Consider the following 25741-nt stretch of genomic DNA (forward strand, 5'->3'; position numbering starts at 1 on the left):
GGGGTGGGGGGGGGGCTGCGACCCCGTGCTGGGGGTGCGGGCCCCCCCCTCTCCCCCCCCCACGACCCGGCCGTCCCAGGGGGACGTGACATCGAAGGTCGTCTCACCGGTGGCCTGGCGGCCGGCGAGCCAGAAGGCGTGGGTGGAAGTCATGTGTCCCGGCCCTTCGGAAGTAGTACGGAAGCAGTTCTGAGCTGTGCAGGGTTCTTCACTCCAAACGGTAGGGCGATACGCCGCGGATGGCGTTTGTCCGGGGTGGAGTGGTCGCCGTGGCGCTCCTGCCGCTTTGGCGCGTCGGCAGTGGTGTGGGTGCGGTCGGCGTGTCGGCGGTGGCGCTATCGGTGGAGCGGTGGTGCTGTCGGTGGCGGCGTGAGTGGTCAGCGGCGGCGCTCCGTGCTGACGATGAGACCGACCCCCGCCACCACCACCGCGCCACCGACCGCGATCGGCCAGGTGAGCGCCTCGCCGAGGATCAGCGCACCGAGGAGTACGGCGACGACGGGGTTGACGTACGCATAGGTGGCGACCAGCGACAGCGGAGCGGACTGGAGCAGCCAGGCGTACGCCGTGAACGCGATCAGCGACCCGAACACCACGAGGTAGGCGAGCGCCGTCCAGGAGCGTGCGGACACCTCGGTGAACGCGAAGCCGTGCTGCTCGCCCAGGCCCAGACCGAGGAGCAGACAGCCGATGCCCGCGGCCGTCATCTCGTAGGCACTCGCGGCGAAGGGGTTGGCGGGCATGGGGATGCGGGACGAGGAGAACGATCCGACCGACCACATCAGGGTCGCGGCCACGACAGTCAGTACGCCCCAAAGGCGCACATCGCCGCTGAGTCCGGGCAGGGTGAGCACAGCCAGCCCGGCGAGCCCGAGTGCGACGCCGGCGTAGGCGCCGAGGCCGGGCCGCTCGCCGGAGAACCGTCGGAGCACCACGACCCACGCGGGGACGATGGCGACGAGGAGGGCGGCGAGCCCCGAGGGTACGGATGTCTCGGCGAGGACCACCAGGGAATTGCCGCCGACCAGGAGCAGCAGGCCGACCAGGGCGGCGGAGCCGAGCTGGGACGGAGTGGCCCTCAGGGCGGACGGCCCCTGCCGCCAGGCGATGATCGCGGCAAGTACGACTCCTGCCGTGAGGAAGCGGGCGCCGGTGGACAGGAACGGCGGCATCGTCTCGACGACGACGCGGATGGCGAGGTACGTCGAACCCCAGACGACGTACACGATGGCGAGCGCGCCCCAGACCGCTCCGGACCCGCGACGGCGCTGCGGCGCGTCTTCGATCGGCGGGGTGGCCGGTGTACCGGTGGCGGCGGGGGTGCTGGTGCGGGAAGCGCGTGTGGTCACGAAGCAGGACGGTAGAGATCAGAGCGCCCAAGCGCCAGAATTCTGCCCGGATTCGGGCAGGAGATGTGCCGCAGGGCAGCGGTTCCGGCCTCCGGGCACGGGGATGTGGCTTCGAAGTCGGGGCGCGCCCGGCGTGGGGTCGGGCTCGGCGCTGCCGGCCACGGGGTGGATTTGGCGCTGGGAGACGGGCTCGGCCTCGGCCGGGCCTCCCGAGTGGCCACGTGCTTGGGGGACCGGCGTTGGGCGCGGTCGGGCCCGCGTCCGGACACGGTGCCTGGAAGGACCGGAGAGGGCGCGGAACCGGCGTCTGGGGGCGGGGGCCGCGGCCGGGGCCTGAGAGCCGCCCCGGCCTACGGTGCGGTGCGGGGCTCGGTGTGCGACGGCGTGTCGCCGGTGGCTTTGAGCGCCAGCCAGAGCTCCATCCGGACGTCCGGGTCGTCCAGCGAGCGGCCGAGGATCTCCTCGACCCGGCGCATGCGGTAGCGCAGGGTGTGCCGGTGCACGCCCAGGTCAGCCGCTGCCGCGTCCCACTGGCCATGGCGGGAGAGCCAGGCCCGCAGGGAGGCCACGAGATCGCCGCGGCCGGTCGCGTCGTGCTCGTACAGTGCGCGCAGCATCCCGTCTGCGAAGGCCCGTACGGCGTCGTCGGCGAGGAGCGGGAGGACGGATCCGGCGGCCAGCTCCTCATGCTCTACGAGGGCGCGGCCGCGGCGCCTGGCGACCGAGAGCGCCTGCTCGGCCTGCTTGTACGCCGCTGCTGCGGCGATCGGACCGGACGGGCCCGACAGGCCGATGACGACTCCGGACTCCTCGGCCTTCCGTTCGGCGTAGCTCTCGCAGCCGCTGAGCACCTCTCCCCCGTCGGCGGCGAGGACGACAAGCCGGCCGTCGCCCTCGGGCACGGTCAGCACGGTCTCGCCGGACCGTGCCGCGGCGGACTCCACGGATTCGGCGAGTGCGGGCAGAGGAGGCGCGGCGGCGGGGTCCGGTTCGCCGACCCGTTCGGCGATCAGCAACCGGAACGGGGCGTCGAGCAGGGCTCCGTACAGGTCCCCGGCGACCGCGCGGGCGTGGTCGGGCTGGCCTGCGAGCATCAGCTGGAGCACCGCGGCGCCGAGGCGCTGCTCGGCGGCCTGAAGCGAGCGCGAACGCTCGGTGGTCAGCGTGAGGAGGGCCACCGCGGAGTGCACCGCGTATCGCTCCGCGGTGCCCAGCGGGGCGCCGGTGCCCACGGCGAGTACACCCCGTACGCGCCTCCCGGTGCCGAGCGACTGGAGCTCCACCCGGTCGTCCGTACCGCCGACGACCGCGCTCGCCGGCGCGGGCCGCTCGCTCAACCGGGACACATCGCCGGTGAGCCGCGCCGCGCGCCGGGTGGCCCATTCCGGGGCGGCGGCCACGACCGACCCTGAGGCGTCATAGAGGGCGGCCCAGCCGTCGACATGGGCGGCCAGCCTGGCCAGCAGCGCGGCGGGCCCGTCGGCGAGCGTGGCACGGGTGAGCTCGCGCTGGACCTCGAAACCCGCCGTGACGGCGCGGTACTGGTCGGCGGCGATGGCGGCCGACACGGCCTTGCTGATGGCCAGGAAGGGTGTGCGGCGGGGCACTTCGAGCAGCGGGAAATCCGCTTCCCGGGCCGCCCGCAGCAGGGCCTCGGGGATGTCGTCGTAATTGACGCCGACGGCGAACCCGAGCCCGACGACCCCGGCGCCGTCCAGCCGCCGCACATAGCGCCGCATGGCTTCCTCGTCGGCGGCGTCCAGGGTCATCGCGGTGACGAGGAGAAGCTCGCCGCCCTCCATGTAGGGCACGGGGTCGGCGAGCTCGCTGACGTGCGCCCAGCGCACGGGCGTTTCGAGGCGGTCTTCCCCGGCGCGCACCGTCAGCTTCAGCGCGGAGTGCTGGACGAGCGAGGCAAGGGTGACCGGCATGGGACCGCGGGCTTTCGACGAAAGGAGTTTTTCGCCGTCCCGTATGAACGGCAAGCCCAATTCTGCCAGGCCGTATGAGTGGGTGGGACGCCTGTCCTGGGTTTGCGGCTTCTGACTCAGGTACGCAGATCGACCAGCACCGGCGGCGCGTGCTCGCCCCGCACCGACGTGAGCGACAGCACCGCGTGTCCGGCCGGCAGGGAGTGCGCGAGTTCGGAGGCCGGCCAGCGCTGCCGCTCGACCTCGCGGACGGTGACGGCCTCGGCGGTGGCGTTCTTCCCGGTCACCAGCCGCCGCATGAAATGCAGCGCCTTGGTGAGCGGCTCGTCCGAGATGATCTGCCGGTTGGTGACATCCCGGGTCTGCACCCATTCCGTGCCCCAGGCCTCGGCGAAACGCCCCCCGTCCCAGGGACCGAGCCCGGCGAAGGCCATCCGGCAGCCGACCGCGCCGAGCAGCGGGCCGCGCAGCGCCTCGGGCACGTCTTCCAGCGTCCGTAGCGCGAGCACCACCCCGGCGTTCGCCGAGCGCAGTCGCTGGACCGCCCGGACCGCGTCGGCGGTGAGGGTGTGGGTGGCGTCGTCCATGACCAGGCAGGCGAAGAGGGAACGGTCCGCGCGCCCCAGCGCGGCCTCGGTGAACTGGGCCAGGACCAGCCGCGCGATGATCCGGGACGCCTCCGAGTGACCCCGCTCCGGCAGGTCCACGCGGACCCGCAGCGGGAGCTCGATGGCCCGCAGCGAGAACTGGCGGTCCGCCTCGCGGGTACGGAAGAACCGTGCGAAGGCGGGACGGTCGAGGAACGCGATCCGTTCGGCGAGCAGGACACCGACGTCGTCCGAGCGCTTCGACTGCCGCTCGCGCGCGTCCAGCTCCCTCAACTGGGACGCCTCCCCGGCTGCTTCGAGCGCGACGCGCAGGGCGCGGACGGCCTCGGGCGCCCCGCCGACGAGATCACGCAGGTCGGACACGGCGGGGAAGTGGCCGTGGACGCTGCGGTACGGGCCGATGAGCTGGGCGAGTGCGGTGGCGGCCCGGCGGCTGTCGGCGGTCAGATCCCCGACGAGCGCCTCGGCGAGCACCCGGGCGGCCTCGTCGGGATCGTCGGCGCCGCCGTAGAGGTCGAGGTCGTGTGTGGAGTCGGGCCGCCCGGGAGCGATGACCAGGTCGAAGGCCTCGTCGGGGCCGAGCGCCGTGCCATGGGCCCCGACGGCGACCACAGCGGCCCGGTTGGTGAGGGCCTGAAGGCACATCGCCTCGGCCACCGGGCGGATCAGGCGCACGGTCTTTCCTGAGCCTGAGGGGCCGACAGCGAGCAGCGAGGTACCGAGGAGGGCCGGTTCGAGGGCGACACCGGTGGTGCGGCGGGCGTAGGGGTTGCGGGGGTGGTCGGCGGCGGTGCCGATGCGCACCTGCCCGGTGGCGAGGTCGTGGGTGACCGTTCGGACAGGCAGGTCCCGCTCACCTGAAGGATGGGCACAGGCGGCGGGCCCCTCGCCGCGGACGGCGTCGGCGAAGGCGGGCAGTCGCTCGGGACGTGCGCGCACGCCCTGCCAGGCTCGCCGGATCCGGGCGTAGTCGACATCGCCGAGAGCGCCATCCCTGGTCGCATCGGCGAGAACCCGCGCCGTGTCGTCGAGCCCGGCGGCGCGCAGCTCGGGCCAGTCGGCGGGGTCCTTCTGGGGCCGTGGCGGCGGAGCGGGTCTGACCGGCCTGCGGGCGTACCGCCGCCAGATCTCCGGAATGTGCCCGACCCGGGCGAAGAAGATCAGCAGTCCACCGCCGACGAGGGCGTAGTACGCCATGCTTGCCGCGTCCCAGAGCGCTGCATCGGTCCGCCAGGAGTCGGGGGTCAGCACGAGCAGCGGCCAGATCCAGTAGCGGCCGAGGTAACCGTTCCACAGCAGCGACCACAGCAGCCACCCGCTGAGCAGCGCGATGACCGCCCCCGAGAACAACCGCCGCGTCGGGATCGGTTCCGGTTCCTGCTCCGGCCGCGGCTGATGCCCCAGCCGCCATACCCCGGGCCCGGCCTGCGGACGGGGTGTGCGCAGCCAGTCGGCGAGGGAACCGCCGATCGCCCCTGCGGGGGCGTGGACGGGAGCCGGAGGTACGGCCGGGGGCACAGGCGGCACGCTCGGCATGGGCGGTGGGCTCGCCGGACGCGGGACGGAGTGCGAGCCGCCCGTGCGCGTGCCATGAGCGTCGTAGGTGCCGTCGGTGTCCATGAACCCTGCCCCCTGACCAGCCAGGACCTCGTCTGTGCCACCGTCAATCTAGTGGCAGGCGGCGGGGAGTTCAGCGACCTGCGGCAGGATCCCGGCCTGCGCGGGCGCGCCGTGCGTGCGCTGAGCGTGTGGCCTGGGGACACGGTGGCGCGCCCCGGCAGCGCTGCGGGTGCACCCTGGAGGCACCGAGGGTGCGCTGTCGGTGCGCTGCGGTCGACCCGGCGCAGGGGCCCCGCGCCGGGCAGTACGGCCTGTGTGTGCCCGTTCATGTCCGTCACGGACAACGACACGTCCCCACTACTCCCGAACGGAGCATGCCGGACCCCCCGGACCAGCCCTAGCCTGCGAAGAAAGAAGTAGTGCGTCCGAAAGACACCAGGAGCCCCCATGACCGACATCCCGCAGGAGCGCCGCGTCGTCACCGCCATTCCCGGCCCGAAGTCGCAGGAGCTGCAGACCCGTCGTCTCGCCGCGGTCGCGGGTGGCGTGGGTTCCGTGCTGCCGGTGTTCACCAGCCGCGTCGGCGGCGGCATCATCGAGGACGTCGACGGCAACCGTCTGATCGACTTCGGCTCCGGTATCGCCGTGACCTCCGTGGGCGCGTCCGCCGAAGCCGTCGTACGCCGGGCCTCGGCCCAGCTCCAGGACTTCACCCACACCTGTTTCATGGTCACCCCTTACGAGGGCTACGTGGAGGTCTGCGAGGCCCTCGCCGAGCTCACCCCCGGCGACCACGCCAAGAAGTCCGCGCTGTTCAACTCGGGCGCGGAGGCCGTCGAGAACGCCGTCAAGATCGCCCGTGCGCACACCAAGCGCCAGGCGGTCGTGGTCTTCGACCACGGCTACCACGGCCGCACCAACCTCACGATGGCGCTGACGGCCAAGAACATGCCGTACAAGCACGGCTTCGGCCCGTTCGCACCCGAGGTCTACCGCGTCCCGGTCGCCTACGGCTACCGCTGGCCGACCGGCCCGGAGAACTGCGGCCCGGAAGCCGCCGCCCAGGCCATCGACCAGATCAGCAAGCAGATCGGCGCCGAGAACGTCGCCGCGATCATCATCGAGCCGGTGCTCGGCGAGGGTGGCTTCATCGAGCCGGCCAAGGGCTTCCTCCCGGCGCTCGTGAAGTTCGCCAACGACAACGGCATCGTCTTCGTCGCCGATGAGATCCAGTCCGGTTTCTGCCGCACCGGCCAGTGGTTCGCCTGTGAGGACGAGGGTGTCGTCCCCGACCTGATCACCACCGCGAAGGGCATCGCCGGCGGTCTGCCGCTGGCCGCCGTCACCGGCCGCGCCGAGATCATGGACGCCGCGCACGCGGGCGGTCTGGGCGGTACGTACGGCGGAAACCCGGTGGCCTGCGCGGGTGCGCTCGGCGCCATCGAGACCATGCGCGAGCAGGACCTCAACGGCAAGGCCAAGCGCATCGAGGAGCTCATGAAGGGCCGCCTCGCCGCCATGCAGGAGAAGTACGAGATCATCGGCGACATCCGCGGTCGCGGCGCCATGATCGCCATCGAGCTGGTGAAGGACCCGGCCACCAAGGAGCCGAACCCGGAGGCGGCCGGCGCACTCGCCAAGGCCTGCCACGCCGAGGGCGTCGTGGTGCTCACCTGCGGCACGTACGGCAATGTGCTCCGCTTCCTGCCGCCGCTGGTGATCGGCGAGGACCTGCTCAACGAGGGCCTGGACATCATCGAGGCGGCGTTCGCGGGGATCTGAGACCGCGACTCCGGGGTGACCCCGAGTAATCGCGCGCTCTCTGTGAAGAAGGTGTGGGGGGGCGATGGCGGGATGGCGTTCCGGCTGTCGGTCCCCCTCCTGCTGCCGTACGGTTTGCGCAGATGAGAGAAACACCCCGCTCGCAGGGAACTGCGGGCGGTTCCAGGCCGGAGCCTCCCCAGCCCCGTTCTGGCCGTGCCCTCGCGCACACCACTGGAGCCAGCGGCTCCGGAAATCCTCACCGATCGGACGGCCGCCCGCCCCAAACCCCCCGGGGCGCGCGGTGCACCGGTCAGGACGACCGCCTCGGAGCCAACCCCCCTGTTCCGGGGCGGTCGGCTGTTTCCCCCTCGACCCTCGGCGTGGTCCTCGCGGTCGCCGTCTGGGCGCTCACCACCTGGCAGATCGCTGTCCACGGCCCCCTCCGCGCCCTCGACGAGCGGATCGAACGAGCGGTGGTGGGCACCGGCCCGGTCCGGCTCACCGAATTCCTCGCCGATCTCGGCAACATGGCGGTCGCGCTGCCGGTGCTGGCCGTGGCCGCAGCTTGGGCCGTGTATCGCCGGCGACGGGCCGAGGCGCTGGCCGCAGGGGTCGCGATGGCCCTCGTCCCTGCCCTGGTCGCTCCGCTCAAGGCCCTGGTCGACCGCCCGGGGCCGCTCACCGGCGAGCCCGGCTACTACCCCTCGGGGCATGCGGCGACGGCGATGGTGGCATACGCCGCCGCGGCCCTGCTGCTGTCGGCAGCCACACGCAACAGGGCCGCGGCCCTGACCGCCGGGGCCACGGCGGCGCTCGCCACGCTCGGCACCGGCGCCGGGCTCGTCCTGCGGGGATACCACTGGCCCTTGGACGTGCTCGGCAGCTGGTGCCTGGCGGCCATCCTGCTGATCGCCGCGAGATCGGCGGCACGGGTCTGGCGCGCCCGGCGACGCGGCCGGTGCTGTGACGGGACGGGGTCAGGCCGCTGACCCGCGGAGGTCCTGGCGAGGGACCGGCCCGGGTCCACGAGGGGATTACGGCTTGCCCTTGCCGGAGTACGCGTCGAAGCCGCGAGCCGCAACGCCATAGGGGGACGGGACGCCGACGTGCCGGAGCGCTCGGGCCGACCGGCTGGTTAGCCGGACTCGGCGGCCGGTCGGCCCGAGGCCACAGCGTCGTCGGCGGTCAGGAATCGAAGCCGAGCCCCAGCCGGTCCATCGTCCGCAACCACAGATTGCGCTTACCGCCCCGCTCGTCCGCACGGGCCAGTGACCACTTGGTGATGCCGATGCCCGCCCAGGCGACCGGCTCCGGCGGGAACGGCATGGGCTTGCTTCGGACCATTTCCAGCTCGGTGCGCTCGGTGCGCTCCCCGGCGAGCAGGTCGAGCATCACATCGGCGCCGAAGCGGGTCGCGCCCACGCCGAGCCCGGTGTAGCCGGTGGCGTATGCGACCTTCCCGCCGTGCGTCGTACCGAAGAACGCCGAGAAGCGGGAGCAGGTGTCGATCGCGCCGCCCCACGCGTGGGTGAAGCGCAGTCCCTCCAGTTGCGGGAAGCAGGTGAAGAACTGGCCCGCCAGTTTCAGATAGGTCTCCGGACGGTGGTCCCGGTCGGCGCTGACCCGGCCTCCGAAGGGATAGATGGCGTCGTAGCCGCCCCACAGGATGCGGTGGTCGGCGGTGATCCGGAAGTAGTGGAACTGGTTGGCGCTGTCGCCGAGTCCCTGGCGGCGCTTCCAGCCGACGGCGTCCAGTTGGGCCGCCGACAGCGGCTCGGTCATCAGGGCGTAGTCGTACACCGGGACGACGTACGGGCGCAGACGCTTGACCAGCGACGGGAAGACGTTCGTACCCAGCGCGGCCTGCCGGGCGAAGACCCTGCCGTACGGGGTGCGGACGGCCACTTCGGCACCGGACGACGAGAGCTGGAGAGCACGGGTGTTCTCGTAGATGCGCACCCCGCGGTCCAGGCAGGCCTGCTTGAGGCCCCAGGCGAGCTTCGCCGGGTGCAGCATGGCGACTCCGGTGCGGTCCCACAGACCGCCGAGAAAGGTCGGCGAGTCGACCTCCGCGCGTACCGCGTCGCGGTCGAGCAGTTCCATGCCGCCGGCCAGACCGGCGCTGTCCGCCTCCTCGTACAGCTCGTGGAGCTCCTCGAGCTGATGGGGTTCGGTGGCGACGTCGATCTCGCCGGTGCGCTCGAACTCGCAGTCGATGCCGTAGGTGGCGACCGACTGCTCGATGGCGTCCAGATTGCGCGCGCCCATGTCCTCGAGCCGCGCCATGTCGCCGGGCCAGCGGGCGAGGCCGTTGCCGAGGCCGTGGGTGAGGGACGCGGCGCAGAAGCCGCCGTTGCGGCCTGAGGCGGCCCAGCCCACCTCACGGCCCTCGACCAGTACGACGTCCCGGCCGGGATCGCGTTCCTTGGCGATGAGGGCTGTCCACAGTCCGCTGTAGCCGCCGCCGATGACGAGCAGGTCGGTCCGCTCGTCGCGGGTGAGCGCCGGCAGGGCGGCGGGCTTGCCGGGGTCTTCCAGCCAGAAGGCGACGGGCTGGGCGTCGGAGAGTGATGAGGCAAAGGTCATGGCTGCTGGGGCCATGGTTCCCACTCCTTCGGAGCTCGGCCGGGGCCGGTGGCGGCCCCGGGCCTTGTGCTGCGTGTCCTGCCAGGGCCAGGGCCTAGGGCAGTGCGGTCTTCTTCCGCCGGTTGGTGATGACCTGGGCGGTGACCACGACGACAACGGCGATGGCGAACATGGCCGTACCGATGACGTTGATCTGGACGGGCGTACCGCGCTGGGCCGAACCCCAGACGAACATGGGGAACGTGACGGTGTTGCCCGAGTTGAAGTTGGTGATGATGAAGTCGTCGAACGACAGCGCGAAGGACAGCATCGCGCCGGCGGCGATACCCGGCGCGGCGATCGGCAGGGTGACCCGCAGGAAGGTCTGGACGGGTCCCGCGTAGAGGTCCTTGGCGGCCTCCTCCAGCCTCGGGTCCATCGACAGCACGCGTGCCTTGACGGCAACCACCACGAAGCTGAGGCAGAACATGGTGTGCGCGATGAGGATGGTCGTCGGGCCGAGCTCCGCACCCAGGTTGAGGAAGAGGGTCAGCAGCGAGGCGGCCATGACGACCTCGGGCATCGCCATCGGCAGGAAGATCAGCGAGTTGATCGCGCCGCGCGCCCGGAAGCGGTAGCGGACCAGCGCGAAGGCGATCATCGAGCCGAGGATGGTGGCGCCGATGGTCGCCCAGAGGGCGATCCACAGCGACAGACTGAGCGAGTCGCACATGTCGGCGACACCGCACGGGTCCTTCCAGGCGTCGGTGGAGAACTGCTGCCAGGAGTAGTTGAAGCGCCCGGCCGGTTTGTTGAAGGAGAACACCATCACGATGATGTTCGGCAGGATCAGATAGGCCAGCGTCAGCAGGCCCACGAGCACGACGAGATTCCGCCGTATCCAGCGCACCAGACTCATCAGACCAGGTCCTCCGTCCCTGCCCGGCGGATGTAGACAGTCACCATGATCAGCACGACTGCCATGAGGATGAACGACAGCGCTGCCGCGGTCGGATAGTCGAGCACCCGCAGGAACTGCGACTGGATGACATTGCCGATCATCCGGGTGTCGGTGGAGCCGAGCAGTTCGGCGTTGACATAGTCACCGCTGGCCGGAATGAAGGTCAGCAGCGTTCCGGAGACGACTCCTGGCATCGACAGCGGGAAGGTCACCTTCCTGAAGACCGTCGACGGCTTGGCGTACAGGTCTCCGGCGGCCTCGTGGAGCCGGGTGTCGATCCGCTCCAGCGAGGTGTACAGCGGAAGGATCATGAACGGCAGGAAGTTGTACGTCAGACCCGTGACGACCGCGAGCGGGGTGGCCAGCACCCGGCTGCCCTCGGTCATCCCCAGCCAGCTGGTGACGTCCAGGAAACCGATGGTGTTGAGCACGTCCACCACCGGGCCGCCGTCGGCGAGGATCGTCTTCCAGGCGAGCGTACGGATCAGGAAGCTGGTGAAGAACGGGGCGATGACCAGCACCAGCAGCAGATTGCGCCAGCGGCCCGCCCGGAACGCGATCAGGTACGCCAGCGGATAGCCGAGCAGCAGGCACAGGAACGTGGCCGTGCCCGCGTAGAGCAGCGACTTCAGGAACTGCGGGTAGTACTCGGTCAGCGCGTCCCAGTAGGTCTGGAAATGCCAGGTGACCTTGAAGCCCTGCTCCAGTGAGCCGGTCTGCACCGAGGTCGACGCCTGGTAGACCAGCGGGAGAGCGAAGAAGACGACCAGCCACAGGATGCCCGGCAGCAGCAGCCAGTACGGCACCAGCGCCCTGCGCAGCGACGGCTTGCGTACGACCGGGCCCGGCGCCTGCCCCGGGTCGGGTGGTGCCGCGGCGGTCTGGGAGGCGGTCGTCATGCTGCCTCCTCCACGGTCTCGACACCCGCGTCGATGTCCTGCGCCGCGTCCAGGCCGAAGGTGTGCTCCGGGTTCCAGTGCAGCACGACCTCGGCGCCGGGGCTGAGGCGTGCGTCGCGCTCGACGTTCTGCACGTACACCTCCAGCTCCGGGCAGACCGGGCTGTCGATGACGAACTGGGTGGAGACGCCGATGAAGCTGGAGTCGGCGATCCTTCCGGTGAAGCGGTTGCGGCCCTCGGGGATGCTGCCCGCGTCGTCGGCGTGCACGAGCGAGATCTTCTCCGGCCGTACGCCGACGAGCAGCTTGCCGCCGGAGCGGGGCTGGGTCGCGGTACGCGCGGCGGGCAGCCGCAGCTTGGCGTCCGGGGCGCTGACCAGGATGTCTTCGCCGCTGACCTCGACCACCTCGGCCTCGATGAGGTTGGAGGTGCCGAGGAAGTTGGCCACGAAGGTGGTCTGCGGGTTCTCGTAGAGCTCGGCGGGGGCACCGAGTTGCTCGACCCGGCCACCGTTCATCACCGCGACCGTGTCGGCCATGGTCATGGCCTCCTCCTGGTCGTGGGTGACATGGACGAAGGTGATGCCGACCTCGGTCTGGATGCGCTTCAGCTCAAGCTGCATCTGGCGGCGCAGCTTCAGGTCGAGGGCGCCGAGCGGCTCGTCCAGCAGCAGCACCTGCGGGTGGTTGATCAGGGCGCGGGCGACGGCGACGCGCTGCTGCTGGCCGCCGGAGAGCTGGTGCGGCTTGTGCTTGGACTTGTCGCCGAGCTGGACGAGTTCGAGCATCTCGTCCACCTGCTTCTTCACCGACCTGATGCCGCGGCGGCGCAGTCCGAAGGCGACGTTCTCGTGGATGTTCAGATGCGGGAAGAGCGCGTAGCTCTGGAAGACGGTGTTGACGGGGCGCTTGTACGGGGGCAGGTCCGTGACGTCCCGGTCGCCGAGGAAGACGGTGCCGGTGGTGGGGTCCTCCAGGCCGGCGATCATTCGCAGAGTGGTGGTCTTGCCGCAGCCGGAGGCGCCGAGCAGGGCGAAGAAGGATCCCTGGGGCACGGTCAGGTCGAGCGGGTGTACGGCGGTGAAGGAGCCGTAGGTCTTGCTGATCCCGGAGAGTCGGACGTCGCCGCCGGCGGTCTTGTCTGTCATGGGTCGCGGTCCCGGTGTTCTAGGGCGAGCAGGAGCAGGGGGTGCAGGCAGGGGCGCAGAAACGATTAGGCGCCGATGAGCTTGGCGAACTTCTCCTCGTACGCCGTCTCTTCCTTGCTGCTCAGCGAGCGGAAGGAGTGAGACTTGGCCGCCATGGCCTTGTCCGGGAGGATCAGGGTGTTCTTGGCGAGCTCCGGGTCGATCTTGGCGAGCTCGGGGCCCACTCCCTCGACCGGGCACACGTAGTTGATGTAGGCGGCGAGTTGGGCCGCGACCGGGAGCTCGTAGTAGTAGTCGATGAGCTTCTCGGCGTTGGTCTTGTGCCGCGCCTTGGCCGGGACCAGCAGATTGTCGCTGGAGGTCATGTAGCCGGCGTCGGGGATCACGAACCGGATGTAGGGGTTGTCGACCCGCAGTTGGACGAGGTCTCCAGCCCAGGCCAGACAGGCGGCGATATCACCCTTGTCGAGGTCCGACGTGTAGTCGTTGCCGGTGAAGCGGCGGATCTGCTTCTTGTCGACGGCCTTCTGCACCCGCGCGATCGCCGCGTTGTAGTCGTCGTCGGTGACCTTGGCGGGGTCCTTGCCCATGTCGAGCAGCGTCATGCCGATGGTGTCGCGCATCTCGGACAGACAGGCGACCCGGCCCTTGAGCGCCGGGTCGTCGAAGAGCTGCGAGACGCTCTCGATCTTGCGGCCACCGGTCGCCTTGGAGTTGTAGGCGATGACGGTCGAGATACCGGTCCAGGGGTACGAGTAGGCCCGGCCGGGGTCCCAGTCGGGGCTGCGGAACTGCGGCGAGAGATGCGCGTACGCGTTCGGGAGGTTGGAAGGGTCGAGCTTCTGCGCCCAGCCGAGCCGGATCATGCGGGCGGCGAGCCAGTCGGTGACACAGATCAGATCGCGCCCGGTGTCCTGGCCGGCCGCGAGCTGAGGCCTGATCTTCCCGAAGAACTCGACGTTGTCGTTGATGTCCTCGGTGTACTTGACCTGGATCCCGGTGCGCTTGGTGAACGCGTTCAGGCTGGGACGGCTCTTCTCGTCGTCGCTGATGTCGATGTACTGGGTCCAGTTGGAGAAGCTCAGCTGCTTCTCCTGCTTCGAGTGGTCGTCGGACGCGGCGGCCGCGTCGCCCTCCCGCTTGGCCGGCGGGATCCCGCAGGCGCTCAGTGCGCCCATGCCACCGATGGTGAGCGCGCCGGCACCGGACGCGCGCAGCAGTGAGCGGCGGGAGAGGGCTCCCCTGCCGCCGGCCATGCTCCGCCGTATCGCTGCCTGCTGGGCCGCCGAGAGCTGCTCGGGCTGGTACTGCATCATGCGCTGTGCCCTTCCGGGGGAATCGTGTGCCCTATAAGGGGGTGCTTCGCCGCTGAAACTGCGGCTGGGCCACGCGGCGGGAGCCGCTCGTCGCATACCGCTCGCCGGTTGTCGGCTACCGGTCACCGAAGATCGTGCGGTGCCAGTCCTTCCTGACCACTGCGGTGTTGTCGTACATCACATGCTTGACCTGCGTGTACTCCTCGAAGGAGTACACCGACATGTCCTTGCCGAAGCCGCTGGCCTTGTATCCGCCGTGCGGCATCTCGCTGATGATCGGGATGTGGTCGTTGATCCAGACACAGCCCGACTTGATCTCGCGGGTGGCCCGGCCCGCGCGGTACACGTCGCGGCTCCAGGCGGACGCGGCCAGACCGTACGGCGTGTCGTTGGCGAGCCTGATCCCCTCGTCGTCCGAGTCGAAGGGGAGGACGACCAGCACCGGGCCGAAGATCTCGCTCTGGACGACCTCGCTGTCCTGGGCCGCCCCGGCGATCAGGGTCGGCAGGTAGTACGCGCCCTTCTCCAGGTCCCCGCCGGGCACCTGGCCGCCGGTGACCACGGTGGCGTACGAACGGGCCCGGTCCACGAATCCGGCGACGCGGTCGCGCTGGGCATGGGAGACCAGCGGTCCGAGGTCGGTGGCGGGGTCGAAGGGGTCGCCGAGCCGCACGCTCGCCATCAGATCGGCTACTCCCGCGACGAAGGCGTCATAGAGCGGGCGCTGCACATAGGCGCGGGTGGCAGCGGTGCAGTCCTGGCCGCTGTTGATCAGCGCGCCCGCGACCGCGCCGTGCACTGCGGCCTCCAGGTCCGCGTCATCGAACACCACGAACGGCGCCTTGCCGCCGAGCTCCAGATGGAGCCGCTTGACGGTGGCCGTGGCGACCTCGGCGACGCGCTTGCCGACGGGAGTGGAGCCGGTGAACGAGGTCATGGCCACGTCCGGGTGCCCGACGAGGTGCTCTCCGGCTTCCCTTCCGCTCCCGGTGACGACGTTGACCACACCGTCCGGGATGCCTGCCTCGGTGGCGGCCTGGGCGAACATCAGCGAGGTCAGCGGGGTGATCTCAGCGGGCTTGAGCACGATGGTGTTGCCCGCGGCAATGGCCGGGAGCACCTTCCAGGCGGCCATCTGGAGCGGGTAGTTCCACGGTGCGATGGAGCCGACGACACCGATCGGTTCCCGGCGTACGTAAGAGGTGTGGTCACCGCTGTACTCACCGGCGGACTGGCCCTGGAGATGGCGCGCGGCCCCGGCGAAGAAGGCCGCGTTGTCCACCGTGCCCGGTACGTCGAACTCACGGCTCAGCTTGATCGGCTTTCCGCACTGCAGGGACTCGGCCTGGGCGAGGTCCTCGGCCTGCTCGGCCAGCACGGAGGCGAAGCGGTGCAGGGCGTCGGAGCGCTCGCCCGGGGTGGCGCCCGCCCAGCCGGGGAACGCCTCCCGTGCGGCGGCGACGGCGGCGTCGACATCCGCCGTGCCGGCCAGCTCGTATGCGAGGACCTGCTCTCCGGTGGCGGGATCGACCACGGCGTGATGTCGTCCTGATGTGCCCGGACGCAGCCGGCCGCCGACGTACTGCGCGCCGTCCGCGAAGCGGTCCTGTGCCTGGAAGCGGTTGCCCATGACGCTCTCCGTTGTTCCAGCTCGAATTGAGTGCCGATCCTGACAGAGGGATAGTCCTCCAACAAGTGATTCCGTAGTTGCCTTTTGGTTACGCGACGGATTCGGTTGACCATGTGTCGCGTCACAGTGCCTCTACCGGTACGGAGTGTCAGTGGCGAATGCCACACTCACGTGCATGGGGAGCACTGAGATGACCACCGAGTCCCTGATCGAGCGGATCAGCGGCGGCGAGCGGCTGAAGTTTCTTTACTTTTGGGGGCACACAGCACGCCGCGAAGGCGAGATCGGGCCCGCCTGCCTGAGCCAGTGGTGGCCGTCGCCGTTCACCGCCGATGGAATCGAGTATGCGACCGCCGAGCACTGGATGATGGCTGAGAAGGCACGGCTCTTCGGCGACACGGAGGCGGAGCGGCAGGCTGTGGAGGCGCCGAATCCGGCGCTGGCGAAGAAGGCGGGCCGGATGGTGCGCGGCTTCAGCGAGGAGATATGGGCACGTCAGCGCTTCGCGATCGTGGTGGCGGGCAGTGTGCACAAGTTCTCGCAGGACCCGCGGCTGCGCTCCTACCTGCTGTCCACCGGCGACCGCGTGCTGGTGGAGGCGAGCCCCATGGACCGGATCTGGGGCATCGGGCTCGCCGCGGACGACGAGCGGGTCAGCGATCCGGCGCGCTGGCGCGGGCGGAATCTGCTGGGGTTCGCGCTGATGGAGGCACGTGAGCGGCTGCGGGCGGGGGTGTCGTCTCCGGCTGGCGGTGGCGCCGGGGCGTAGCGCGGCGGGTGCCGGAGCGGCGTCGGTGACGACGGGACGTAACGCGGCGGGTGCCGGAGCGGCATCGGTGACGACGGGACGTAACGCGGCGGGTGCCGGAGCGGCATCGGTGACGGCCTCGGGGACGACCGGCTGAGGTGGCAGGCGGTCGTACCGCCGGGGCGGCGGTCCTTCCGGGGGCGGGGGTATCGGGGCGCGGCAGGCGACGGTGCCCTACCGAACGGACGTGCCGACCGGACGTGCGGGTGCCCCGACCGGGCATGGCGGGAAGGCGGGACGACGGCGCCGAGGAGGGGACGGGCCAGGCGGTGCGGGGGCCCGCCCGGGTGGCCCGTCCGTCAGCGAGGGGTCCCGGACACGACCAGGGTCGTCGACCAGGGGTCGTCTTCCACCCCGCTGTCGTAGTTCTCCTCGTCCCATCGCTCGTGGTTCGCGAACGCCCACACTATGAGCGTGAGGAAGGCGGCCCCCAACACGATCCCGATGGAACCGAGGATGATCCCGGCGAGGGCCTGGCCCTTGTTGGTCGCCTGGCCCCGCACGTACCGCTTGCGACCCAGGATGCCGAAGATCAGCGCCAGCACGCCCAGGATCAGACTGGGGATGCCGTAGCAGAAGAAGCCGCACACCGCGATGATCCCGAGCACCATCGCGGCGGTGCCGAAACCGTTCTGCGGCTGCGCGGTGACACCCCAGGAACCGGTGTATCCGGGGTAGCCGGGCTGCCCGGCAGAGCCCGGGTACCCGGGGTATCCGTATCCGGAAGTCGCGGGCCCTTGCGCCGCAGGGTAGCCATACGCTCCGGGGGCGGCCTGCCCCGGCCCGCCCGGGGCCGTGGGCGGCGGCGGCACCGCACCGGTTCCCGTGGGCGCGGATGCGTCCGCCGGACCCGTACCGCTGTCCGTGCCGGGCATCGCGGTAAGCGTCGGCTGGTCATGCACACCGCGACCGGCCGGGGGCGCGTCCTGGACATCCTGGGCCGGCGGACTCGCCGGCGCCGTGGACTTGCCGAGGTCGATCCCACCGGACTGTCCCCGTCCCCCTTGCGAGGCGCTGTGCTCCGGTGGAGCCCAAGGGTCGCTCGGGGTGTGGCCGGCCGGCAGCCGGTCACTCTGCTCTTGCATGTGTCGTCCTCCCCCATCGTGAACTGCTCATGCTACGGGCGCCGCGCAAGGCCCCAGACAGCCCGCCTACGATGATCCCTGACGGGACGGCCCAGCACCCACGGAGGACCCGATGACCGATCTGCACCCCTTCATCGCCGGGCTGCCCAAGGCGGAGCTGCACGTCCACCACGTCGGATCGGCTTCCCCGCGCATCGTGTCCGAGCTCGCCGCCCGGCACCCGGACTCCAAGGTACCCACCGATCCGGCCGCGCTCGCCGAATACTTCACCTTCACGGACTTCGCGCACTTCATCGAGGTCTACCTGTCCGTCGTGGACCTGGTCCGCACCCCCGAGGACGTGCGCCTGCTGACCTTCGAGGTCGCCCGTGACATGGCCCGGCAGAACATCCGCTACGCGGAGCTGACCATCACGCCTTTCAGCTCGACCCGCCGGGGCATCCCCGAGCAGGGCTTCATGGAGGCCATCGAGGACGCCCGGAAGGCAGCGGAGGCGGAGCTCGGAGTGGTGCTGCGGTGGTGCTTCGACATCCCGGGCGAGGCCGGACTCGACGCGGCGGCGGAGACCGCCCGGCTCGCCGTCGACCTGCGCCCCGACGGACTGGTCTCGTTCGGCCTCGGCGGCCCCGAGATCGGGGTGCCACGGCCGCAGTTCAAGCCGTACTTCGACCGTGCGATCGCTGCCGGACTGCACTCCGTCCCGCACGCGGGCGAGACCACCGGCCCCGGCACCATCTGGGACGCGCTGAACGATCTGGGCGCGGAGCGCATCGGCCACGGCACCAGCGCCCCGCAGGACCCCAAGCTGCTGGCCCACCTGGCCGAGCAGCGCATCGCGCTGGAGGTCTGCCCGACCTCCAACATCGCCACCCGCGCCGTCGCGACCCTCGATGAGCACCCCATCAAGGAGATGGTGGAAGCCGGTGTGCTGGTGACCGTCAACAGCGACGACCCGCCGATGTTCGGCACCGACCTCAACAACGAGTACGCGGTCGCCGCCCGGCTGCTCGACCTGGACGAGCGGGGCGTCGCCGCGCTCGCGAAGAACGCCGTCGAGGCGTCCTTCCTGGACAGCGCCGGCAAGGCGCGCATCGCGTCGGAGATCGACGCCTACACCGAGCAGTGGCTTGCGCGGTGATGCCGGCGCCATGCGCACCGTGACGCTGGTGGGCCACCGCGGAGACCCGTACGTGGCCCGGGAGAACACCCTGCCGTCGCTGCTGGCCGCGGTGGAGCGGGGCGCGGACGCCGTCGAGGTCGACGTCCGGCTGACCCGCGACGGGGTACCCGTGCTGCTGCATGACGACACCCTCAAGCGCCTGTGGGGAGACGACCGCCCGCTCGCCCGGCTCTCCCACGCCGAGCTGACCGAGCTGACCCGCGGCAGAGTCCCCACACTGCACGAGGCACTCACCGCGGTGGGCGGCCACCGGCTCATGCTCGATCTGCCCGGTGCCGACGAGTCCTCCGTGCGCGCCGTCGCCGGCGCGGTCCGCGACAGCGGCGCGGCCGACCGCGTCTACTACTGCGGTGGCCTTGCCGCCATGGTCGCCGTACGCGCCGCCGACCCGGGCGCGGAGATCGCCCTGACCTGGACGACCCTCGCCCCGCCGCGCCCGGTGCTGCTGGACGTGCTCCGGCCGCGCTGGCTCAACTACCGCTTCGGCCTGGTGAGCCAGGAGCTCGCGGACCGCGTCCACGCCGACGGCTTGCTGCTGTCCGCATGGACCGCCGACACCCGTCGCACGATGCGCCGACTGGTGCGCGGCGGCGTCGACTCCATCACCACCAACCGGGTCGGAACGCTGGCCGCCGTGCTGCGCACCATGCAGGCCTCGAAGAGCCGGTGAGGACAGGACGAACCGGGTTGGACATACGGGGGGCCTGGGGGCGGTTGCGGATGCACCGGAACGCGAACCCGTGACGGACGCCTGGGCCGCGGGTGACCTGATCTCCACGACCGCCGATCTGGAGCGGTTCACCAGGGCCCTCTTCCAGGGCCGGATCGTTCGCGGACCGCTGCTGGAGGAGATGTTCACGCTCCCGGGCACAGAGATGCGCGACTACCAGTCGGGAGGCCCTGCCGTGTACTCGGCCGGCCTCTCCCTGCTGAAGCTGGGCGGCCGGGAGATGTGGGGCAAGACGGGCGGCCGTTGGGGCTACAACGCAGCAATCGGCGCCACCCGGGACCTCTGCCGCACCCTCGTGTACAGCATCAACTCCACGGATGCCAAGGGCAGCGGCATGAACCCCGCGGCATGGGCCGTCATCACAGCGGCCTTAGGCGCTCCGGGGCAGTGACCCCGTGCGCGTCCCCCGGCGGATGTCCGCTGGGGGACGGTGGCCTACGGGGTGGCGACCGGTACGCGTACGGGCGCGCTCAGCGCCTCCAGCCGCTTGATCAGACGCCGCACGAGCAGCAGCGGGAGCACCCCGAAGACCCCGAAGGACATGTCGATGACGGTCCACCAGAAGGGGATGCCCCGGATCGGGCCGCAGATCAGGGCCAGCGGGATGATCCCGGCGCACGCGATCATGCCGAACTCGATGACCCAGATGTTGCGTACCGGGTCGCGGTAGGGGCCGTAGAAGGCGACCGCGATGACGAGGTGGGCGAAGGCCAGCCAGTCGGTCCCGTAGAGCAGGAAGGGGTAGTCCGCATCGGCGGTGTCCAGTCCGTGCCGGACCCGCGCGATCCACTCCGCCAACCCGGGAAAGGCGTCGGCCACGGGTGACGCCCAGGAGGTCAGCGCGCTGTGGGCCCAGTGCAGTTCGGTGACGAGGGGGAAGGCCGTCAGCCCGCTCAGCACCAGGCAGACGATGAAGACGACCAGCCACACGCGTATGCGGCGCAGAAGCGCCCTCGGCTCGCTCATGTCCGCAGCGTACGCCCGCGTTTACGCGCCCTTTACCCGGGGCCCGGTGATCTTGCGGGCGACGGTGTGGGAGATGATGGTGGCGCCTGCTGCCACCGCCAGTCCGGTCAGCACATCACGGGCCCGCGCCGGCTTGAGTACGCCCGCCTCGCGCAGCCTCTTCCGTGCCCAGAGGCTGAAGGGCACGACGATCAGCGGGGATGTGGCCGAGCCGGGGGTGTATCCGCGGAAGGCCGCGGCCTGGCCCAGGTGGACGAGGCCGTGGAGCCCGAACCCGGTCAGCGCCCCCTGGTAGAAGCCGGACCGGCCGCCGGAGCGGTGTCCGGCCGCGGCGGCGGCGGTGACGATCACGGCCATCGTCCCCACGGCGACGGGGAATTCGCGTTCGTCGACGGCTTCCATGATCCGCCACAGTCCCCCGGGTGCGCCGGGAAAGCGCTCTCTGAGCGCCGGCACGTTGCGCCGTATCCAGCGTGGTCCGGTGATCAGCTCTTCCGCGTCGTGTATGGCCCAGGCGGCCAACAACCCATAGGTGACAAGCGCGTTCGGTTTCCCCATGATCGCGAGTCTGCCGCAGACAGGGGACCTCGTTCCACCGATCGCGAGTTAAGGGCGCTCCCGCGACCGCGGCATCCGCGCCCGCGACCCGCCAGCCATGGACACATGTCTATACTTCCTGGACATCCGTCCATGAACAAGCTCAGGGAGCTCCGGTGGCCGTCTTCTCGTATGTCCTGGTCGGTCTGGTGGCCGCGCTGCACTGCTACGCGCTGGTGCTGGAGATGTTCCTCTGGGAACGCGCACCCGGACGCCGCTTCTCGGGCTTCGACGCGCCGACCGCCAAGGTGACGGCGACCCTCGCGGCCAACCAGGGCCTCTACAACGGGTTCCTCGCCGCTGGGTTGGTCTGGGGCCTGGTCGCGGATGACCCGACCGGCTTCCAGGTGCGGGTGTTCTTCCTGTGCTGCGTGGTGGTGGCGGGACTGTACGGCGGCGCCTCCGCCAACCGCCGCATCTACGTGACCCAGGCCCTTCCGGGCGCGCTGGCGCTGGCCGCGGTACTGGTGGCCGGATGAGTGGGGACCCACGTGCGGAGCGCACCCGCAGCCGCTTGCGCCGCGCGCTGCTGGAGGAGTGCGGTGAGCGGCCACTGGCGGAGGTCGGCGTCGCCGCCCTGGTGCGCCGGGCGGGCCTCGGCCGGGCCACGTTCTACCTGCACTACCCGGATCTGGAAGCCCTGGCGGTGGACGCCTGTGCGGAGATCGTCCGCGAAGCGGTGGACGCGCTGCACGCGTGGCGGGGGGTGCCGGACCCGTCGGCACCGCCCGAGGCACTGACGGCCTTCTTCACGGACATCGAGCCCCACGCCGCTTTGTACCGGTCTCTGCTGCGAGAGGGCGGCGGCGGCCCGCTTGGCGAGCTGCTCCACCGCGAACTGCGGGAACGCAGCCGCAGCGAGCGCGAGCTGGCGGGCGCCCCCCATGCCGAACCGATCGCCTCGGCGGTCGCGGCCACCTTCACCGGCCTCCTGGCCGACTGGCTGCACGCCCGGGTGGCGGCGTCACCGCGAGAGATCGCCTCCCACTCCTGGCGCCTGCTGTTCGCCCTTCACACGACTCCGCTGAGCTGAGGCTTGTCCTCACCACCGCGGAGCCCATGGTGTGGGGCGCGTCCGGGAGGGCGCCCCACACCACCGCCGGAGGCGTTACGCGTCCAGGGACGTCATCACGTGCTTGATCCGCGTGTAGTCGTCGAACCCGTACGCCGAGAGGTCCTTGCCGTACCCCGACTTCTTGAACCCGCCGTGCGGCATCTCCGCCACCAGCGGGATGTGCGTGTTGATCCACACGCAGCCGAAGTCCAGCACCTTGGACATCCGCATCGCCCGGGCGTGGTCCTTCGTCCAGACCGACGACGCCAGCGCGTACTCCACGCCGTTGGCGTACTCGACCGCCTGCTCCTCGTCGCGGAACGACTGGACGGTGATGACCGGCCCGAAGACCTCGTTCTGGACGATCTCGTCGTCCTGCTTCAGCCCGGAGACCACGGTCGGCGCGTAGAAGTAGCCCTTGTCGCCGACCCGGTTGCCGCCCGCCTCGACCTTGGCGTGCGCCGGAAGGCGGTCGATGAAGCCGGAGACCTGCTTCAGCTGGTTGGCGTTGTTGAGGGGGCCGTACAGCACGTCCTCGTCGTCCGGCATGCCGGTCTTCGTGTCCTTCGCCGCCTTGGCGAGGGCCGCCACGAACTCGTCGTGGATCGACTCGTGCACCAGCACACGGGTCGCCGCCGTGCAGTCCTGGCCGGCGTTGAAGTAGCCGGCGACGGAGATGTCCTCGACGGCCTTGGCGATGTCGGTGTCCTCGAAGACCACGACCGGCGCCTTGCCGCCCAGCTCCAGGTGCACGCGCTTGACGTCCTTGGCCGCCGACTCGGCGACCTGCATACCAGCCCGTACCGAACCGGTGATGGACGCCATCGCCGGGGTCCGGTGCTCGACCATCATGCGGCCGGTGTCCCGGTCGCCGCACAGGACGTTGAAGACGCCCTTGGGCACGATCGAGCCGATGATCTCGGCCATCAGCACGGTGGACGCCGGGGTGGTGTCCGAGGGCTTGAGGACGACCGTGTTGCCCGCCGCGAGGGCCGGGGCGAACTTCCAGACGGCCATCATCATCGGGTAGTTCCACGGCGCGACCTGCGCGCAGACACCGACCGGCTCACGGCGCACGATGGAGGTCATGCCCTCCATGTACTCGCCGGCCGAGCGGCCCTCGAGCATCCGCGCCGCGCCCGCGAAGAAGCGGATCTGGTCGATCATCGGGGGGATCTCTTCGGTGCGGGTGAGCTCCAGCGGCTTTCCGGTGTTCTCCGACTCGGCCGCGATCAGCTCCTCCGCGCGCTCCTCGAAAGCGTCCGCGATCTTCAGCAGGACTTTCTGGCGCTCCGCCGGAGTGCTGTCGCGCCAGGCCGGGAACGCAGCGGCGGCAGCGGCCATGGCGGCGTCCACATCCGCCTGGCCGGACAGCGGCGAGGTCGCGTAGGCCTCACCGGTGGCCGGGTTGACCACCTCGATGGTCCGCCCGTCCGCGGCGTCCCGGAACTCTCCGTCAATGTAGTTGCGCAGACGACGCAGTTCGGTGGTCACAGCCACTCCTCCTGTCAGATGTCCAACGGGTGGGATGTCCGATGGGTGAGACACCCCGACTCACACCATACGTCCTTGAGGCTAGTCCGCCAGGCGACGTTTTCAACAGACCAGACCTCCCGCAACTGCGAAATCAGTGACTTGGCGAGCGATGAACAACGAATTTCATCGCCGATGGGTTGCGAGATAGCCGACTCCAGTGCACAGTGTGCTCGTGGTCAGTCGAAGCGCAGAGTCCAGGGCCGGTAGCAGTTCGTCTCCGACGATCGACGCCGTCTCCCTGGCGATCATCGAGCAGTTGCAGGAGGACGGGCGCCGCCCGTACGCCGCGATAGGCAAGGCCGTCGGCCTTTCCGAGGCGGCCGTCCGGCAGCGTGTCCAGAAACTGCTCGACCAGGGCGTGATGCAGATCGTCGCCGTCACCGACCCCCTCACCGTGGGCCTGCGCCGCCAGGCGATGGTCGGGATCAACGTCGAGGGCGATCTGGACCCGGTGGCCGACGCGCTGACCGCCATGTCCGAGGTCGAGTACGTCGTCATGACGGCGGGCTCGTTCGACCTCATCGTGGAGATCGTCTGCGAGGACGACGACCACCTGCTTGAGGTGATCAACCGGCGGATCCGCACTCTGCCGGGTGTGCGCTCCACCCAGAGCTTCGTCTACCTCAAGCTGAAGAAGCAGACCTATATGTGGGGAACCCGATAGCCGTGAGCAAGGACCGCAGCGACCTCTCCCAGTCCGCATACGACCACCTGTGGATGCACTTCACCCGCATGTCGTCGTACGAGAACGCACCCGTCCCCACCATCGTGCGCGGTGAGGGCACGTACATCTACGACGACAAGGGCAAGCGCTACATCGACGGCCTCGCAGGCCTGTTCGTGGTCCAGGCCGGCCACGGCCGCAGGGAGCTCGCCGAGGTCGCCGCGAAGCAGGCGCAGGAGCTGGCCTTCTTCCCCGTGTGGTCGTACGCCCACCCGAAGGCCGTCGAGCTGGCGGAGCGCCTCGCGGGCGAAGCCCCCGGCGATCTGAACAAGGTCTTCTTCACCACTGGCGGCGGCGAGGCGGTCGAGACCGCCTGGAAGCTCGCGAAGCAGTACTTCAAGCTCGTCGGCAAGCCCACCAAGTACAAGGTCATCTCGCGCGCCGTCGCCTATCACGGAACCCCCCAGGGCGCCCTCTCCATCACCGGGCTGCCGGGCCTGAAGGCCCCGTTCGAGCCGCTGGTGCCCGGCGCGCACAAGGTGCCCAACACCAACATCTACCGCGCACCGCTGTACGGCGACGACCCGGAGGCCTTCGGCCGCTGGGCCGCCGACCAGATCGAGCAGCAGATCCTGTTCGAGGGCCCGGACACCGTCGCCGCGGTCTTCCTGGAGCCGGTGCAGAACGCGGGCGGCTGCTTCCCGCCCCCACCCGGCTACTTCCGGCGGGTCCGCGAGATCTGCGACCAGTACGACGTGCTGCTGGTGTCGGACGAGGTCATCTGCGCCTTCGGCCGACTCGGCAAGACCTTCGCCTGCGACAAGTTCGGCTACGTACCGGACATGATCACCTGTGCCAAGGGCATGACGTCGGGCTACTCCCCCATCGGCGCCTGCATCGTGTCCGACCGGCTGGCCGAGCCGTTCTACAAGGGCGACAACACCTTCCTGCACGGCTACACCTTCGGCGGCCACCCGGTCTCCGCCGCCGTCGCGCTCGCCAACCTCGACCTGTTCGAGCGCGAGAAGCTGAACCAGCATGTGCTCGACCAGGAGGGCGCCTTCCTGGGCACCCTCCAGAAGCTGCACGATCTGCCGATCGTCGGCGACGTGCGCGGAAACGGCTTCTTCTACGGAATCGAGCTGGTGAAGGACAAGCACTCCAAGGAGTCCTTCAACGATGAGGAGACCGAGCGTGTGCTCTACGGGTTCCTCTCCAAGGCGCTGTTCGACGCGGGTCTGTACTGCCGCGCCGACGACCGCGGCGACCCGGTCATCCAGCTCGCGCCGCCGCTGATCTCCGACCAGTCGACCTTCGACGAGATCGAGCAGGTCCTGCGGTCCGTCCTTACGGAGGCCTGGACCAAGCTTTAATCCCCGAAATCCCATTA

Annotated in this window: 23 protein-coding genes; 10 read left to right on the plus strand and 13 right to left on the minus strand. The window is 70.3% G+C overall.

The window, feature by feature from the left end; translation table 11 throughout:
* Positions 1-377: 377 nt before the first annotated feature.
* The 3 genes from ACFWI9_RS09740 to ACFWI9_RS09750 form a co-directional block, all read right to left on the minus strand.
* Positions 378-1286 carry an EamA family transporter gene (locus ACFWI9_RS09740; RefSeq protein ID WP_387160372.1) on the minus strand — a complete coding sequence of 303 codons (909 nt, stop codon included), beginning with the start codon at positions 1284-1286 and terminating at the stop codon, positions 378-380.
* Between the two features lie 413 nt (positions 1287-1699).
* Positions 1700-3280, minus strand: a complete 1581-nt coding sequence (locus tag ACFWI9_RS09745; protein WP_387160327.1) for a PucR family transcriptional regulator — start codon at positions 3278-3280, stop codon at positions 1700-1702.
* Positions 3281-3396: 116 nt separating this feature from the next.
* The gene (locus ACFWI9_RS09750; RefSeq protein WP_387160329.1) at positions 3397-5508 is read right to left on the minus strand and encodes an ATP-binding protein; all 2112 of its coding nucleotides are present in this window, start codon (positions 5506-5508) and stop codon (positions 3397-3399) included.
* 387 nt (positions 5509-5895) lie between these two features.
* On the opposite strand from ACFWI9_RS09750, the gene gabT reads away from it, so the two are divergent.
* Positions 5896-7230, plus strand: coding sequence for a 4-aminobutyrate--2-oxoglutarate transaminase (gene gabT, locus ACFWI9_RS09755; protein WP_387160331.1), 1335 nt, complete (start codon positions 5896-5898; stop codon positions 7228-7230).
* 362 nt (positions 7231-7592) lie between these two features.
* Positions 7593-8201, plus strand: coding sequence for a phosphatase PAP2 family protein (locus tag ACFWI9_RS09760; protein ID WP_387160332.1), 609 nt, complete (start codon positions 7593-7595; stop codon positions 8199-8201).
* A gap of 196 nt (positions 8202-8397) precedes the next feature.
* On the opposite strand, the gene ACFWI9_RS09765 is transcribed toward ACFWI9_RS09760, so the two are convergent.
* The 6 genes from ACFWI9_RS09765 to ACFWI9_RS09790 all read right to left on the minus strand — a co-directional run bounded on the left by ACFWI9_RS09765 (position 8398) and on the right by ACFWI9_RS09790 (position 15731).
* Entirely contained in the window at positions 8398-9813 is a 1416-nt protein-coding gene (locus ACFWI9_RS09765; RefSeq protein ID WP_387160334.1) for an NAD(P)/FAD-dependent oxidoreductase, read from the minus strand.
* A 79-nt stretch (positions 9814-9892) separates the two neighbouring features.
* Positions 9893-10696, minus strand: a complete 804-nt coding sequence (locus ACFWI9_RS09770) for an ABC transporter permease (protein ID WP_387160336.1) — start codon at positions 10694-10696, stop codon at positions 9893-9895.
* A complete protein-coding gene (locus ACFWI9_RS09775) occupies positions 10696-11637 on the minus strand; it encodes an ABC transporter permease (RefSeq protein WP_387160337.1) in 942 nt (313 codons plus the stop codon). Before ACFWI9_RS09775 ends, ACFWI9_RS09770 begins: the two co-directional genes overlap by 1 nt.
* Complete coding sequence (locus ACFWI9_RS09780; RefSeq protein ID WP_387160338.1) at positions 11634-12785, minus strand: ABC transporter ATP-binding protein; 1152 nt, start codon at positions 12783-12785, stop codon at positions 11634-11636. Before ACFWI9_RS09780 ends, ACFWI9_RS09775 begins: the two co-directional genes overlap by 4 nt.
* Positions 12786-12850: 65 nt before the next feature.
* Positions 12851-14101 (minus strand): PotD/PotF family extracellular solute-binding protein, encoded by a 1251-nt coding sequence (locus tag ACFWI9_RS09785; RefSeq protein ID WP_387160340.1) that lies wholly within the window; start codon positions 14099-14101, stop codon positions 12851-12853.
* Between the two features lie 115 nt (positions 14102-14216).
* Positions 14217-15731, minus strand: coding sequence for a gamma-aminobutyraldehyde dehydrogenase (locus ACFWI9_RS09790; RefSeq protein ID WP_387160341.1), 1515 nt, complete (start codon positions 15729-15731; stop codon positions 14217-14219).
* Between the two features lie 175 nt (positions 15732-15906).
* Between ACFWI9_RS09790 and ACFWI9_RS09795 the strand changes: the two genes are divergently transcribed.
* Positions 15907-16500, plus strand: coding sequence for an NADAR family protein (locus tag ACFWI9_RS09795; RefSeq protein ID WP_387160343.1), 594 nt, complete (start codon positions 15907-15909; stop codon positions 16498-16500).
* 338 nt (positions 16501-16838) lie between these two features.
* On the opposite strand, the gene ACFWI9_RS09800 is transcribed toward ACFWI9_RS09795, so the two are convergent.
* Positions 16839-17624 (minus strand): DUF4190 domain-containing protein, encoded by a 786-nt coding sequence (locus ACFWI9_RS09800; protein WP_387160345.1) that lies wholly within the window; start codon positions 17622-17624, stop codon positions 16839-16841.
* Positions 17625-17736: 112 nt separating this feature from the next.
* Between ACFWI9_RS09800 and ACFWI9_RS09805 the strand changes: the two genes are divergently transcribed.
* Genes ACFWI9_RS09805 through ACFWI9_RS09815 form a run of 3 tightly spaced genes read left to right on the plus strand, consistent with a single transcriptional unit; the run spans position 17737 to position 19925 of the window.
* Complete coding sequence (locus ACFWI9_RS09805; RefSeq protein ID WP_387160346.1) at positions 17737-18762, plus strand: adenosine deaminase; 1026 nt, start codon at positions 17737-17739, stop codon at positions 18760-18762.
* A gap of 10 nt (positions 18763-18772) precedes the next feature.
* A complete protein-coding gene (locus ACFWI9_RS09810) occupies positions 18773-19474 on the plus strand; it encodes a glycerophosphodiester phosphodiesterase (RefSeq protein ID WP_387160347.1) in 702 nt (233 codons plus the stop codon).
* Between the two features lie 34 nt (positions 19475-19508).
* A complete protein-coding gene (locus ACFWI9_RS09815; RefSeq protein ID WP_387160373.1) occupies positions 19509-19925 on the plus strand; it encodes a serine hydrolase in 417 nt (138 codons plus the stop codon).
* Positions 19926-19969: 44 nt separating this feature from the next.
* Here ACFWI9_RS09815 and ACFWI9_RS09820 read toward each other — a convergent pair whose 3' ends face one another.
* Both ACFWI9_RS09820 and ACFWI9_RS09825 read right to left on the minus strand, forming a co-directional pair.
* Complete coding sequence (locus tag ACFWI9_RS09820; protein ID WP_387160349.1) at positions 19970-20500, minus strand: hypothetical protein; 531 nt, start codon at positions 20498-20500, stop codon at positions 19970-19972.
* 21 nt (positions 20501-20521) lie between these two features.
* Positions 20522-21058 carry an HXXEE domain-containing protein gene (locus ACFWI9_RS09825; protein WP_387160350.1) on the minus strand — a complete coding sequence of 179 codons (537 nt, stop codon included), beginning with the start codon at positions 21056-21058 and terminating at the stop codon, positions 20522-20524.
* 155 nt (positions 21059-21213) lie between these two features.
* Between ACFWI9_RS09825 and ACFWI9_RS09830 the strand changes: the two genes are divergently transcribed.
* Positions 21214-21576 carry a DUF1304 domain-containing protein gene (locus tag ACFWI9_RS09830; protein WP_387160352.1) on the plus strand — a complete coding sequence of 121 codons (363 nt, stop codon included), beginning with the start codon at positions 21214-21216 and terminating at the stop codon, positions 21574-21576.
* Complete coding sequence (locus ACFWI9_RS09835) at positions 21573-22130, plus strand: TetR/AcrR family transcriptional regulator (protein ID WP_387160355.1); 558 nt, start codon at positions 21573-21575, stop codon at positions 22128-22130. Before ACFWI9_RS09830 ends, ACFWI9_RS09835 begins: the two co-directional genes overlap by 4 nt.
* A gap of 75 nt (positions 22131-22205) precedes the next feature.
* Here ACFWI9_RS09835 and ACFWI9_RS09840 read toward each other — a convergent pair whose 3' ends face one another.
* Complete coding sequence (locus ACFWI9_RS09840; protein ID WP_387160356.1) at positions 22206-23645, minus strand: gamma-aminobutyraldehyde dehydrogenase; 1440 nt, start codon at positions 23643-23645, stop codon at positions 22206-22208.
* Positions 23646-23859: 214 nt separating this feature from the next.
* On the opposite strand from ACFWI9_RS09840, the gene ACFWI9_RS09845 reads away from it, so the two are divergent.
* Positions 23860-24351, plus strand: a complete 492-nt coding sequence (locus ACFWI9_RS09845; RefSeq protein WP_387160358.1) for an Lrp/AsnC family transcriptional regulator — start codon at positions 23860-23862, stop codon at positions 24349-24351.
* Positions 24336-25724: an aspartate aminotransferase family protein gene (locus ACFWI9_RS09850; RefSeq protein ID WP_387160359.1), complete on the plus strand. Its 1389-nt coding sequence runs from the start codon at positions 24336-24338 to the stop codon at positions 25722-25724. Before ACFWI9_RS09845 ends, ACFWI9_RS09850 begins: the two co-directional genes overlap by 16 nt.
* Positions 25725-25741: the final 17 nt, after the last annotated feature.

The organism is Streptomyces sp. NPDC127084 (assembly GCF_042724175.1).
Lineage (GTDB): Bacteria > Actinomycetota > Actinomycetes > Streptomycetales > Streptomycetaceae > Streptomyces.